Genomic DNA, 14,945 nt, shown 5'->3' with positions numbered 1-14,945 from the left:
ACTTGACCGATTAGGTCACAGTGTTTCCTTAATCAGGGCTGAACGAACCCGTTCAGCTTTTCTTATTTAGGGTTCTCTGTTGACAAATATATCGCCTTCCGATATATTATATATAACGATACACGATATATCGGAAGGGGAGATATGTGATGGGAGCACCACTAACGGAATCGATGTTTTACATCCTACTTTCTGTGCTGCAGCCGAACCACGGTTACGGCATCATGCAAGAAGTTGAGGAGCGTACGAAGGGCAGGGTAGTCCTAGGAGCAGGTACGCTGTACGGTGCGTTGAACTCTTTATTGGAGAAGAAATGGATCATGCTGCATAGTCAGGACGATCAGTCCCGCAAAAAGAAGGAATATCTGATCACGAGACTCGGAAAAGAAGTTCTGAATGAGGAAATCGCCAGACTGGGCGAACTTCTCGAAAACGGCAGAAAGGCGATGAGAAATGATGAAAAAATTTAAGCTGTACTACGACAAAGATAAGGAAGAAGCATTTTTGAACGACATGTCCGCAAAAGGCCATGCCATGAAACGTTTCTTCCTGGGGATGTATACTTTCGAAAAATGCCAACCGAACGAATATACTTACCGGGTTGATCTCATCAGTGACAAGACGGTCGAGCAGCGCAATGAACTGTACGATCTGATACGTGACTCCGGTGGGGAACTCGTGCAGACGTGGGAAATTTGGGCAATTTTCCGGAAAAAAGGCAACTTTGAACTCTACACCGATCCGGAAAGCCAGATCAAACAATTCAGACGCATCCGGACGATATTTCTCCGCTTGGCACTTATGGAATTCATTCTCTCGCTCCCGAACTGGTACAATGCAATCCAAACAAAGGAGCCGACACGCATCTTTTTGTCTTTGCTTTTGACATTGATTGCCTTTATTTTCCTGAAGCAAGTCAGGACATGCACTAAGAAAATAACCGAACTGGAAAAATTAGCTTAAGTATTTTTTGTTTTCGCTATAAAAGTATTGTTACTGCTTATCCTGAAAATAAGGTTGCTTACAATTTTGTTCGTGTGCTATGATGGCTGAGTGCATTCATTAAATTTTAATTAAATTAAATTTGGATGGAGAAACAGTTCATTATTTATTTTGGAGGGTAACTATGGATAAAGCATTAATTTTTATGGCGATGGCCGGCTACATGTCGATCATCATCGGTATCGGCTTCTATTACTACAAGCGGTCGAACGAAAGCTCGGATAATTTCTTCCTGGGGGGACGCAGTCTGGGTCCTTGGGTCGCCGCAATCAGTGCGGGAGCTTCGGACATGAGCGGTTGGCTCTTGATGGGGCTTCCGGGTGTGGCTTATTGGTCAGGTTTATCCGATGCATTCTGGACAGCCATCGGTTTGGCGGCTGGGACAGCGTTGAACTGGATCATCGTCTCGAAACGTTTGCGGCACTATTCCGAATCAGCGCGGGCAATCACGCTGCCGGAATTCTTCAGCAATCGATTCCATGAGGACAAGCGCGTCATCTTGACGGTTTCCTCGACTTTCATATTCGTCTTCTTTTCCGTCTACGCGGCCAGCTGCTTCGTGACGGTCGGAAAGCTCTTCGCTACCTTATTTGAAGTTCCTTACATCCCAATGATGATCGCCGGAGCTGTGTTCGTCGTGTTCTACACGTTCATCGGCGGATTTTTGGCGGAGAGTGTTTCCGACTTCATGCAAGGCATCATCATGATTGCGGCTTTGGCTGTAGTTTTGGTCGGAGGTGTCCTGCATGCGGGGGGGCCCGGAGCGGTTATCGATAACCTGAGAGGTATCCCTGGCTTTTTGGATTTCTTCGGTATCGCAACACCGACATTGATTGATGGCGTGCAACAGGCTGACGGGGCGATGGCTGCCTTTGGTCCAGCCGGGAAATATGGGCTGATCACAATCGCATCCAGCATGGCTTGGGGTCTCGGTTATTTTGGTATGCCGCAAGTGCTGTTGCGCTTTATGGCTATCCGTTCGGCTGAAGATATCAAACAATCACGCCGCATCGGCATCATTTGGACGACACTTTCACTGACTGCATCCGTCCTGATCGGTCTGATCGGGCGCGCGATGTTCCCGATGGCGTTGACGACAGCAGCAACTTCGGAAACGATTTTCATCGAAATGGCGACACTGTTGTTCCCACCGTTATTGGCCGGAATCGTCATGTCGGGCATTTTGGCAGCTACTATCAGTTCCGCGGATTCATATCTGCTGATTGCCGCAAGTGCTTTTTCAAAAAATATCTACAAAGGCGTATTGCGCAAGGATGCATCCGATCAGCAAATCATGGCAATGACGCGGATGATTTTGATCGTATTGGCGATCGTAGGAATCATCATCGCTTTGGATGAGAACTCCGTCATCTTCACGATCGTATCTTTCGCATGGGCGGGCTTCGGTGCCACATTCGGACCGTTGATGCTGTTCTCCTTGTTCTGGAAAAAAACAACACGTCAAGGCGCTATCGCCGGGATGTTGACAGGCGGAATTGCTGTTTTCATCTGGAAACTTCTGATCAAGCCTATCGGCGGCGTATTCGGCATCTATGAACTGTTGCCGGCATTCATCCTTTCTTGTGTGGCGATCGTGATTTTCTCCTTGATCGGTGAAAAACCGTCCGCTGCGATGGAAGAGGAGTTCGAAATGGTGAAAAGCCAGTCGAAAGTCTAAAACACATGCTAAGCAAAAAAAACAATCCATTTTGGATTGTTTTTTTTGATGCGCTTGACTATCGGGCGAAGGCATGACCCAATATTCAAGCCTGTCCTCCGGTGAACCGGATGTTCAGCGGAGGACAGCGCGGAATGTTAACGCAACTCCGGCAAGCTGGCCCTCGCCGGAGCGTGACGGCAAATTCATCCTGAACTCCGACTAAGCACCCGTTCACCGGAGAAGGGGATGTAATCTTAATTTCAACCTATCCGAATAAACTAAACTCTGGATCTGAAGAATTTCAGCTTTTTTGTGGATGATCCTGAACAACTGTCAAATAATTGTTCGGAAATGCCAACTGAAAAAAATTTTAGTTTTCTTTCCAAAATCATTGACATATACGTTGTATTTGTATAGAATTTAGCTTGCATAAATTGAATATCTCTTATTAATAGCCGTTGAGACGAGGGGTCGAAGATACGGTGGCAAACCAATCAATCTAATTTTATTTTCAAGGATTGATATTGGGTGCCCAACCTGAGCGTAGGATTATCCAAGTCCTATGAGCAATAAGAGGAAAAGCAGCTGATAGATATCGAAGCTTTCCTTTGGTTGGAGAGCTTTTTTTATGCCCATTTTTTATATCAAAGGGGGAAATCTATTTGGCTGAAAAGGTTTTATTCAATTCAGACACTTATTTGGAAGGTCATTCCGACAAAATTACTTACCAAATTTCTAACGTAAAAGCAAAAAATATTACACATATCAAAATGCCGCTTTTCGAAGCGCTTGTTAAAAATGCGAAACAGGACGTTACGCCTTTCGATGTCCCTGGACATAAAATGGGTGCGCAGATGACGCCATTTAAAATGGCAGTCGGTGATATGACGATGCAGATGGATGTCAACTCCATGAAAGAATTGGACTTGTTGAGCCATCCGCAATCCGTCATAAAAGAAGCACAGGAATTGGCTGCAAAAGCATACAATGCCGATCAGGCCTTTTTCTTAGTTAATGGTACGACTGTAGGCATCCAAGCGATGATCATGAGCGTAGTGGGGCCGAACGATTCGATTTTGGTTCCCCGCAACTGCCATAAGTCAGTGATGAGCGGGTTGATCTTGAGCGGTGCAAAGCCGATCTTCGTCCAGCCCGAAATGGATTTGGCCTTCGGAATTTCACACGGTATCTCAGTGGAACGCATCATCAAAGGTTTGGATGAAAATCCTAAAGCGAAAGCTCTTTTGGTCACTTATCCGACTTATTTCGGATCTTTGAACGATCTGGAGACGATCTGTGATATCGCACATGAACGCGGTGTTGTTGTCATCGTCGACAGTGCGCATGGCGCGCATTTGCCGTTCATGCCCGGAAAAATGAAGGATCCGATGAAAGCTGGAGCCGATGCGGTGACTTATTCCATGCACAAAACCGGCGGATCTTTGACGCAGAGTTCCTTGATGGTGATGCAAGGGGAGCGCATTTCCGCTACAAAATTACAAAAAGTGCTGAACATGCTGCAATCGACAAGTGCGAACTACTTGTTGATGAGCTCGATCGATGCCGCACGCAGCGAATTGGCGATGTACGGCAAAGACCGCTACAAAAAATTGCGTCCGATCGTCAGCGAAGCGATTGAAGCGATCGAAGCATTCGGCGACTATGAAGTATTGAAATCCGACTACATCAAAGATAAATTTGACCAGACTTATGACTGGACAAAATTGGTGATCCGTGTCAATGATATCGGCCTGACCGGCTTCGAAGTATACACAATCTTGAAGGAAGAATACGGCATCCAAATGGAGTTGGCTGAAGGCTACGTCGTGATGGCAGTCATCAGCACAGCCGATACGCGCGAATCGATCGGAAGACTGGTTGATGCCTTGATGGATGTCCGCAGACGCTACAAAAAAGCAAGCCAACATTTCGATGCGCACGTGATGACTTGCAGCATCAACAAATTGGCCTGCAGCCCGCGTGACGCCTTCTATGCCGACAATGAAGTGGTCAGCATCGACGACGCAATCGGCCGCATCAGTGCTGACTCGATCATGATCTACCCACCAGGAATTCCGTTGATCATCCCTGGTGAAGTGATCTCTGAGGCAGTTGTGCAGCATTACCACTACTACAATGAAACTTTAGGCAACGTCCTGACTGAGGAAAAAATGCCTCATCAGATCAAAGTCCTGAAAGATTAAGCAATCGGAACAACAATCAAATAGCATACAGTTGGAGGACGGCAGACAGTGAAAAATAACATGAACATCCAGACTTTTATCGGCTGCGAATCTTCATTTGAAGAAGCATCTACCGTATTATTCGGGATCCCATTCGACGGAACAACCAGTTTCAGGCCAGGCACGCGCTTTGCGATGCAGGCGATCCGCCAAGATTCATTTGGCTTGGAAAGTTATTCCCCTTATTTGGATCGCGATCTTGAAGAAGAAGCCATCCATGATGGCGGAGATCTGGATCTACCTTTCGGCAACACAGAGCGCGTCTTGAGTGATATCGCAACCTACACAAAAGAAGTATTGGATAATGGCAAGAAATTTTTGATGGTCGGCGGCGAGCACCTCGTGAGCCTGCCCACCATCGAGGCTGCCTATGAAAAATATCCGGATCTGCATGTCATCCATATCGATGCCCATACAGATCTGCGCGAAGACTACATGGGCGAACCGTTGTCGCATGCTTCGGTCATCCGCCGTTGCTTCGATTTCCTGGGAGACGGCCGCATTTTCCAATTCGGTATCCGCTCCGGTTTGAAGGAAGAGTTCGAATGGGCGAAAGAGCATACTTATATGGAGAAATTCACCATCGATACGTTGCCGCAGATCGTGCAGCAATTGAAGGATGTTCCCGTTTATGTGACAATCGATCTGGACGTTTTGGATCCTGGTACTTTCCCGGGAACCGGCACACCTGAGCCAGGCGGCATCACCTACAAGGAATTGTTGGCGGGTATCGCTGCTTTGCAGGACTTGAATCAGATCGTTGCAGCCGACGTCGTCGAACTTTCACCGCAATACGATCCTTCAGGCGCTTCTACTGCTATGGCCTGCAAGACTGTCAGAGAAATGCTTTTGACGCTTACTAAATAAAAGAATCGATTATTGGACCTTGGACATAACCAAGGTCTTTTTTTTGCCCTGATTTCCGAATGAAAATATTTACATTAAATTGTAATGAAAATTCCCGAATCTCACGTAGACATGTAAGGAAAAGTATCACTAACTTTTCATATCCTCATGCTAGTGAAATCCTGTTATAGCGAATGTTTTTCTAGAAGTTAATATTGTTACTATCAAAAAAAATATGCAACTAATTGTGAAAAAATGAATGAAAATGGATTGTAATTAAATGAGAGTTTGATTATAATATCAGAATAACAAAATAGAAAGTAGGGACGCCGAAATGAATAGTTACACTCCTCCAAAAAAGCAAGGAATGTATGATCCCGCCTACGAGCATGATGCATGCGGTATGGGATTTGTCGTTGACATCAATGGTAAGGGTTCTTATAAATTAGTCTCTGACGCGTTGGATTTATTGGAAAACATGGAGCATAGAGGTGCTTCCGGCGCTGATGCCAAAACAGGTGACGGAGCAGGTATCATGGTGCAGATTCCACATCATTTTTTCAGCAGGGAGTGCGACGTCCTCGGAATCCATTTGCCTAAAAAAGGCGACTATGGTGTAGGGATGCTCTTTGCCCATAAGTATGAAGATTTGCGTCACGAACAAATGAGAATGGTGGAAGAGATCATTACTTCCGAAGGCCAAAAAGTGCTTGGCTGGCGTGAGGTTCCGATCGACAGTTCGGAAATCGGTGCGACTGCTAAAGCTGCCATTCCGAGGTTTATCCAGGTCTTCATCGGTAAAGGAGAACCTCAAATGACGGAAATGGATTTCGAACGCAAATTATTCGTCATCCGCAAACTATCCGAAAAACAAATCGTTCCGATGAGCGAAAAAAGAGGCGGATCGTTCTATTTTGCCAGTTTATCTTCGAAAACGATCGTCTACAAAGGGATGTTGACTGCAGAACAATTACGCAGTTTCTATCTTGATCTTACGGATCTGGACTTCACATCCGCTTTGGCAATGGTCCATTCCCGTTTCAGTACGAATACCTTTCCGAGCTGGGAAAGAGCCCATCCCAACCGGTACTTGATCCATAATGGCGAAATCAACACAATACGCGGCAACATAAACTGGATGCGTGCCCGTCAAGGCAGCATGTCCCAGGATTTGCTGGATGCCAGTGAAAAAATCTACCCGATCGTTGATGAAACAGGGAGTGATTCTTCCCAATTCGACAACAATCTGGAATTCTTGTATCTGAACGGCCGCTCATTGCCGGAAGCCGTCATGATGATGGTTCCTGAGCCTTGGGAAAAGAACAAAACAATGTCTAAATCCAAAAAAGATTTTTATAAATTCAACAACTTTTTGATGGAACCATGGGATGGACCTGCAGCAATGGGCTTCACGGATGGAGAAATCGTCGGAGCGGTATTGGACAGAAACGGTTTGCGTCCGTCCCGTTACTATGTGACGAAAGATGATCGCGTCATCCTTTCATCCGAAGTGGGTGTCGTAGATGTGCGTCCGGAAGATGTCGCCTATAAGGGTCGTCTGGAACCAGGTAAGATGCTGTTGATCGATACGAAGCAGAAACGCATCATCTCGGATGAGGAAATCAAAGAAACGGTCGCGGCTAAACAACCTTATGGAGAATGGGCTGAAAAGCACATTTCCAAAATGAAGGACCTTGCGCCTGCTCCATTGAACGAAATTGTTGAGCCTGAAGAATTGCTGCACCAGCAGAAAGCTTTTGGTTATACATTCGAGGATATCCAATTATTGATTAAACCGATGGCTGTTACGGGAACTGATTCAGTCGGCGCCATGGGGATCGATTCTCCGTTGGCAGTCTTATCGGACAGACCGCAGATGCTGTATCTGTACTTCAAACAGTTATTTGCGCAAGTTACGAATCCTCCGATTGACGGTATCCGTGAGGAAATCGTTACTTCCGACACCATGCTTGTCGGAAATTGCGGGAATTTATTGGATCCGGATAATGCAGACACGCATGCCATCTACTTGGATAGCCCGATTTTGACGGACTCCGAACTGGCGAAAATCAAAGCGCTGCAGGACGATAAATTCAAAACTGTCACGCTTTCTCTTTTATATCGTGTCGAAGACGATGCGAAGGGGATGGAAAAAGCTTTGGAACGTCTGTTCAGTGCAGCGGACAAAGCCATTGCTTCCGGCGCCAACATTCTGGTCCTTTCCGACCGTGGTGTGAACGCTGAATGGGCTGCCATTCCGGCTTTATTGGCTGTTTCCGGCCTGCATCATCATTTGGTACGCGAAGAGACACGCACGAACGTCGGCCTTGTGCTGGAGTCCGGAGAACCAAGAGAAGTGCATCACTTCTGTACATTGGTCGGATACGGCTGTAATGCGGTCAATCCGTACTTGACTTACGCGACCATCCGCGATCTTGCTGAAGAAGATCTGCTGGACGGACTGGATGCTGAAGCAGCGGAAGCGAATTACATCCACGCGGCTGTCCACGGTATGTCCAAAGTACTGACGAAAATGGGTATTTCAACAATGCGCAGTTATCACGGTGCACAAATTTTTGAAGCACTGGGAGTCAACAGTGAAGTTGTCGCTAAATATTTCACAGGCACGCCGACCCGTATTGAAGGTATCGGATTGCAGGAAATCGCCACTGAAAACAGAATGCGTCATGACAGTGCTTATAAAGCTACAGCGCCTTACAGCGAAACGTTGGGAGTGGGCGGTCATTTCCAATACTCGGCCATGGGTGAAGAACACTTGTACAATCCGAGCACAATCTACCGTCTGCAGCAGGCGACTCGTCAAGGAGACTATGAGCAATACAAAGAGTTCTCCCGCGAAATCAATGCGGACACGAACGCCTACACGCTGCGTCAACTGATGCAATTCAAGCCGAATGCTCAAGATGCGATTCCGATCGAAGAAGTCGAATCGGCTGAAAGCATCGTGAAACGCTTCAAGACCGGAGCGATGTCTTACGGTTCGATCAGTATCGAAGCGCACCAAACCTTAGCGATCGCTATGAATCGTCTCGGCGGGATGAGCAATTCTGGTGAGGGTGGAGAAGATCCGCGCCGTTTCGAATTGGATGAAAACGGAGATTCCCGCAACAGTGCCATCAAGCAAGTTGCTTCCGGACGTTTCGGCGTTACGAGCCACTACTTGGTGAATGCGAAGGAAATTCAGATCAAGATGGCCCAAGGTGCAAAACCGGGTGAAGGTGGACAATTGCCAGGACCGAAAGTATATCCTGAAATCGCCAAAACACGTGGTTCCATCGCAGGTGTAGGCTTGATTTCACCGCCTCCGCATCATGATATCTACTCTATCGAAGACTTGAAAGAATTGATTTTTGACTTGAAAAATGCCAATCGTGATGCGCGCATCAACGTGAAATTGGTTTCTGAAGCCGGCGTCGGTACGATCGCTGCCGGTGTTGCGAAAGCAAATGCCGATACGATCCTGATCAGCGGGTATGATGGCGGTACAGGTGCAGCACCAAGAACCAGCATCCGTAATACCGGCTTGCCGTGGGAACTGGGCTTGGCTGAAGCGCACCAAACATTGGTGTTGAACAAATTGCGTGACCGTGTCCGCGTCGAAACGGATGGTAAATTATTGACTGGCCGCGATGTTGCGATCGCCTGTATGTTGGGTGCCGAGGAATTCGGCTTTGCGACAACACCGCTAGTGGCTATCGGCTGCGTCATGATGCGTGTCTGCCACCTGAACACATGTCCAGTGGGTATCGCAACGCAAGATGAAACATTGCGCAAAAATTTCCAAGGCAAACCGGAATACGTCGTGAATTTCATGATGTTCGTTGCCGAAGAATTGCGTGAAATCATGGCGAAATTAGGCTTCCGTACGATCAATGAAATGGTTGGACGCAGCGATAAGCTGAAGATGAAAGAAAATGTCAAGCATTGGAAAGCGAAAACAGTCGATCTGTCCAGCATATTGTACCAACCCTATGCAGCACCGAATGTCGGCAGATACAACATGACGGAGCAAGACCATGAGCTGGAGAAAACACTGGATATGCGCCGCCTGTTGAGAATCGTGAAACCGGCAATTGATGCTAAGAAACGCATCGTTGCGAAATCAGCCATCAAAAACATCGACCGTGTTGTCGGAACCATCATCGGCAGCGAAATATCGAAAAAATACGGTGCTGAAGGCTTACCGGAAGATACGATCCAATTGACATTCGTGGGATCGGCAGGACAAAGTTTCGGCGCATTCATTCCGAAAGGGATGACATTGACGCTGGAAGGCGATTCGAACGACTATATCGGTAAAGGCTTATCCGGTGGTAAAATCATCGTACGCGTACCGAATGAGGCTACCTACGCACCTGAAGAGAACATCATCACTGGTAACGTTGCTTTCTATGGCGCAACTAGCGGTAAAGCATACATCAACGGCATAGCTGGAGAACGGTTCTGTGTCCGGAACAGCGGAGTGGATGCAGTCGTTGAAGGGATCGGCGACCACGGGTGTGAATACATGACCGGCGGAACGGTTCTGATCATCGGTAAAACCGGACGCAACTTCGCTGCCGGAATGTCCGGCGGGGTAGCTTATATCCTTGATTTCGATGAAAACAACCTGAATATGAAAATGGTCAGCGCAACGACAGATTTGAATGATACAGAGCATGACACAATCAAGCGCATGCTGCAGGAGCATATGATCTTTACGGGAAGTCCTAAAGCCCAAAATATTTTGGCTAACTGGGATCAAATGAAATCCCGCTTCACGAAGGTCATCTCCAACGACTACAAGTTCATCCTGGAGAACATCGAAATAGCCAACCAGATGGGCATCACCGGTGAAGACGCAATGCGTTATGCCTTTGATGAGCGCTATAAACCAGTGACGACAAACTAAGGAGGAGGGATAAGATGGGAAAAATTACTGGATTTAAGGAATATAGCCGTTCCAATTATGAAAAGATTTCTCCGGAAGTCCGTATCAAAAATTGGGGCGAAATGCGTGAAGAAACATCCGAAGAAAAAATTCGCACACAAGCGTCCCGTTGTATGAGTTGTGGCATTCCCTTCTGTTCGGCAGGCATCATGCTGCCGAACGGTGCTTCCGGTTGCCCGCTGCACAATCTCATCCCCGAGTGGAATGACATGGTGTATCGCGGTCAATGGCAAGAAGCTTACGAACGTTTATCCTTGACCAATCCATTTCCGGAATTTACAGGACGTGTCTGTCCTGCTCCTTGCGAAGGATCTTGTACAGTCGGGCTAATCGGTGAACCCGTCACGATCAGCAGCATCGAATACGAAATCATCGAACATGCTTTCCAGAATGGTTGGGTAAAACCGGCTAAAGCTCCGGCTACCGGCAAACGCGTTGCGGTTGTCGGCTCAGGCCCTGCCGGCCTTGCGACTGCGCACTACTTGACTTCAGTCGGCCATGCGGTCACTGTCTTCGAAAGAAGCGACCGTCCGGGTGGTTTGTTGATGTACGGTATCCCGAACATGAAATTGGACAAGGATATCATCCAAAGAAGATTGGACATCCTGGAAGAAGCTGGCGTTACGTTTGTCTGCAACACTGAAATCGGCAAAGACATCGCAGCTCAGGAATTGGTTGATACCTATGATGCAGTCGTTCTTTGCGGCGGTGCAACCCGCGCGCGCGGCATCAATGTCGAAGGCAATGATGCAAAAGGCGTACACATGGCCATGGACTTCCTGACCGCGAACACACAAAATATCCTTGCAGGCGAACCGCAGGAAAGCAAAATCACCGCCAAAGACAAACACGTCATCGTTATCGGTGGCGGGGATACCGGGACCGACTGTGTCGGTACGTCCATCCGTCACGGCGCGAAGAGCGTGCATCAATTCGAAATTATGCCGCAAGCTCCGGACAAACGTGATGCAAACACGAACCCATGGCCAGAATGGCCTAAAAAGCTGAAAACAGATTACGGCCAAGAAGAAGCAATCTATTTGACCGGCTCCGATCCGCGCAACTATGAGATCAATACGACCAAAATCGAAAAGAATGAAGCCGGAGAAGTTACGGCTGTCCATACTGTCCAGATCGAATGGAAACGTGATGCGTTAGGCAGAATGAATCCAGTACCCGTCGAAGGAACGGAAAAAGTCTGGAAAGCGGACTTAGTCTTGTTGGCGATGGGCTTCACCGGTCCTGAAGATACGATTCCGGATGAATTGACTTTGAAACGCGATCTGCGCAGCAATATCCAAGCAGCAGAGACCGACTACAAAACGAACGTGGAAAAAGTCTTTACATGCGGTGACATGCGCCGAGGACAAAGCTTAGTTGTCTGGGCTTTGCAAGAAGGGAAACTAGCCGCAGGCGAAGTGGACCGTTTCTTGTCAGGCGAAACAGCCATCTATTGATATTAGTTGAAAAAACCGAAGCAACGGGGAATCGTTACTTCGGTTTTTTTGCGGATTTGGTACAGCGAGGGTGTATCTGGCCGGAGGAAAACGGCAGCTCCGGTGAGAGGGTCTCTCATCGGAGAACAACTGCGCCAGACAGCCTAGTTCCGGCGAGCGAATGTCCGCCGGAGGAGGTTATATTGCGGGCGGCTGTCCTCCGGTGAAGCCGCCGTGGCCGGAGCACCCGACCTTCCCGGAGTGCTGTACTCCGGCGAACCCACATTCGAACGCAAACTCGAACAGGAGCCTAAAACTGTTGGGGCGGCCCGCATAATTCCATATATTGAATTCTGAAATATAACTCAAAAAAATGGTATAATAACAACAAATCCTTAAGTAATCTAAGAGGGAAAAATTTGCAGGAAAAGAAAGGGTGTCAAGTTGTGAAAAATTGGAAAAGTGTGGCGATTGCCTATGGCCTACCCGCAGTCGTTCTTCTAGGATATTGGTATTCGGCGTTGACCCCGGTGTCGATCCAGTCGCCGGAGTTTTGGACGAATATGTTTTTGTATTTGGTCGCAAGTGCAGCATTGATGAACGTCTTGGATCGGTCGAAAGCCGATAAAGTCAATAAAATTTCTGGAGCCATCATCGGAATCAGCGTTGTTTTCATCATTGGCGGGATGCTTTTTGGTTCCCAAATTTTCAGGGCCAAAGATTACGCCAGCCTGATTACGCATACGGATGGCAATTTTGAGGAGGACCTGACCATCACGGATCCTTCGCAGATCCCGACGATCGACCGCGATATGGCGGAGCGTCTGGGAAGCCGTAAGCTTGGCGAAGTCCTCAACTTGGTTTCGCAATTCGACGTCAGCACGGAATACACACAGATCGCTTATAAAGGCGATTCGGTCCGTGTTTCGCCATTGGAATATGTCAGTTTTTTCCGTTGGTTGAACAACCGCGCAGACGGCATTCCACATTATGTGACCGTCGATATGGTGACGGGAGATTCTGATTTGGTGGATCTGGAAAAGACCATCCATTATTCCCATTCAGGCTTTTTCGGGGATGACATCACCCGACATATCTTTTTCAACTATCCGACCGTGATGTTCGAAAACCCGGTCTTTGAATTGGATGAAGAGGGTAACCCGTATTACATCGCGCCCATCGTTGAAAAGAAATTCAGCTTCATGGGGCCCAAAGAAGTCGTCGGCGTGTTCGTCGTGGATGCTTCCTCTGGTGACATCACGCGCTACAGCGTCGCAGATGTGCCGGATTGGGTCGATCGCGTGTTCCCGGCGAATATGGTGATGACGCAGATCAATTACAACGGGCAATACCAAGGCGGTTTCCTGAACAGCGTCATCAGCAAGAAGGGTGTCATCCAGAATGCGGATGGCTACAATTACATCGTGCTCAATGACGATCTGTACTTGTACACCGGTTTGACTTCCGTAGCGGCGGATGAATCAAATATCGGTTTTGTGCTGGTCAATTCCAGGACCAAGGAATCGAAACGCTACAACATCAGCACAGCGACCGAATGGAGTGCCATGGAGAGCGCCCAGGGATCCGTGCAGGAAAAAGGCTACATCAGCACATTCCCGCTTTTGTTCAACATGGAAAACAAGCCGGTCTATCAATTGTCCTTGAAGGATGATGCCGGCTTGATCAAAATGTACGCCTTTGTGAATGCGACCAACTACCAGAAAGTCGGGACCGGTAATTCCTTGGCTGCCGCATGGAGCGCCTATACCGGTGGCGTCGTGAGCGCACCGGACGACGCGGATGAGGAATCGGAAGAGGTCGTCGAGACGGAAACCATCAGCGGTGCCATCACTGCAATGGAATCAGTCGTCATCGACGGCGAAACGACCTATTACTTCACGCTGGAGGGCGATGCAGAAACCATCTATATAGCTAAAGTATCCATCGACAAGCAGTTGCCGTTCATCAAAGCCGGCGACAGCGTGACAATAGAAGTAGACGGCGCCCGCGTCGTATCCATCATCAAACAATAACAAATTGGAAGAAGGGTCTGCCTCGTTTGAAGGTGGGCTCTTTTTTGTTGTGCCGGAAATGCAAAAAATTGACGGAACAAGGGCTGTTGTTGCATAGTAAAGATAAGAATGCATGCGAAAGGAAGCGCTGCGCTATGGCAAACAAAGTGACCCATCCAATATTGTTTCAAGGCGATCTGAAAAAGCAAGGACCCTATTTTGAAGGGTGGTATTTCAAGAGTGTTTCGGCTGATGAAAAAACCGTCCTCAGTCTGATTCCGGGAATATCCCTTACCGCTGAAGATCCGCATTGTTTCATCCAATATTCCTATGTCCACGTCGGAGAAGCGCCCGGAAAAGAGTTGCGGACCGGCTACATCCGCTACCTCTTGTCTGCGTTTCAATACAACCAAACGCCATTTGTGCTTAAAGTTGGAAATAGCTTCTTTTCGGAAACGCTCGTCAGCGTCCATCTGGAAGAGGACGATTTCCGGATGGAAGGCATCCTGAAATTAGGGCCGTTCCAGGCAATCAAACGGACACCGCTACCGCCATCCATTATGGGTTTCTTTGCCTATATCCCGAACATGGAATGCTATCACGGCGTTATCAGCATGAATCATGCCGTTGACGGAACAGTGGCTTTCGGAACCAAAGCTTGTGATTTTACAGGCGGAAAAGGCTACCTTGAAAAGGACTGGGGAACGTCTTTCCCGGAGGAGTATGTCTGGATCCAGTGCAACCATTTCCGGGATGAGGGGACGAGCCTCTTCTTCTCGGTGGCGAAAATTCCTT

The 14,945-nt window shown here is 47.8% G+C and carries 9 protein-coding genes and 1 riboswitch; all 9 genes read left to right on the top strand.

Annotated elements, in window-relative coordinates; genetic code table 11:
• The first annotated feature begins 149 nt into the window (after positions 1-149).
• A complete protein-coding gene (locus BMZ71_RS13040) occupies positions 150-470 on the top strand; it encodes a PadR family transcriptional regulator (RefSeq protein ID WP_086989022.1) in 321 nt (106 codons plus the stop codon).
• Entirely contained in the window at positions 454-963 is a 510-nt protein-coding gene (locus tag BMZ71_RS13035; protein WP_086989023.1) for a DUF2812 domain-containing protein, read from the top strand. The genes BMZ71_RS13040 and BMZ71_RS13035 overlap by 17 nt, the downstream gene beginning before the upstream one ends.
• A gap of 163 nt (positions 964-1,126) precedes the next feature.
• Positions 1,127-2,680 carry a sodium/proline symporter gene (locus BMZ71_RS13030; RefSeq protein WP_086989024.1) on the top strand — a complete coding sequence of 518 codons (1,554 nt, stop codon included), beginning with the start codon at positions 1,127-1,129 and terminating at the stop codon, positions 2,678-2,680.
• A 424-nt stretch (positions 2,681-3,104) separates the two neighbouring features.
• Positions 3,105-3,238: riboswitch (SAM riboswitch) on the top strand.
• A gap of 86 nt (positions 3,239-3,324) precedes the next feature.
• On the top strand, positions 3,325-4,866 hold the full coding sequence (locus tag BMZ71_RS13025) for an aminotransferase class I/II-fold pyridoxal phosphate-dependent enzyme (RefSeq protein ID WP_218142829.1): 1,542 nt from the start codon (positions 3,325-3,327) through the stop codon (positions 4,864-4,866).
• 48 nt (positions 4,867-4,914) lie between these two features.
• Positions 4,915-5,772, top strand: a complete 858-nt coding sequence (speB, locus tag BMZ71_RS13020) for an agmatinase (RefSeq protein WP_245734444.1) — start codon at positions 4,915-4,917, stop codon at positions 5,770-5,772.
• Between the two features lie 313 nt (positions 5,773-6,085).
• A complete protein-coding gene (gene gltB / locus BMZ71_RS13015; protein WP_086989025.1) occupies positions 6,086-10,663 on the top strand; it encodes a glutamate synthase large subunit in 4,578 nt (1,525 codons plus the stop codon).
• Positions 10,664-10,677: 14 nt separating this feature from the next.
• Positions 10,678-12,159 (top strand): glutamate synthase subunit beta, encoded by a 1,482-nt coding sequence (locus BMZ71_RS13010; RefSeq protein ID WP_086989026.1) that lies wholly within the window; start codon positions 10,678-10,680, stop codon positions 12,157-12,159.
• A 425-nt stretch (positions 12,160-12,584) separates the two neighbouring features.
• Positions 12,585-14,171 carry a hypothetical protein gene (locus BMZ71_RS13005; protein ID WP_143071447.1) on the top strand — a complete coding sequence of 529 codons (1,587 nt, stop codon included), beginning with the start codon at positions 12,585-12,587 and terminating at the stop codon, positions 14,169-14,171.
• Between the two features lie 134 nt (positions 14,172-14,305).
• On the top strand, positions 14,306-14,945 hold a 640-nt coding region (locus BMZ71_RS13000; RefSeq protein WP_143071446.1), incomplete at its 3' end, for a tocopherol cyclase family protein.

It is taken from the genome of Trichococcus flocculiformis, assembly GCF_900113645.1.
Lineage (GTDB): Bacteria > Bacillota > Bacilli > Lactobacillales > Aerococcaceae > Trichococcus > Trichococcus flocculiformis.
Note: the sequence above shows the minus strand (reverse complement) of the source record. Positions and strands in the feature narration are given on the sequence as shown.

What these genes read in the sequence shown, in the direction of transcription:
- BMZ71_RS13040 (WP_086989022.1), top strand. Translation starts at nt 150, where the DNA reads ATGGGAGCACCACTAACGGAATCGATGTTTTACATCCTACTTTCTGTG.
- BMZ71_RS13010 (WP_086989026.1), top strand. Translation starts at nt 10,678, where the DNA reads ATGGGAAAAATTACTGGATTTAAGGAATATAGCCGTTCCAATTATGAA.
- BMZ71_RS13030 (WP_086989024.1), top strand. Translation starts at nt 1,127, where the DNA reads ATGGATAAAGCATTAATTTTTATGGCGATGGCCGGCTACATGTCGATC.
- BMZ71_RS13035 (WP_086989023.1), top strand. Translation starts at nt 454, where the DNA reads ATGATGAAAAAATTTAAGCTGTACTACGACAAAGATAAGGAAGAAGCA.
- gltB (WP_086989025.1), top strand. Translation starts at nt 6,086, where the DNA reads ATGAATAGTTACACTCCTCCAAAAAAGCAAGGAATGTATGATCCCGCC.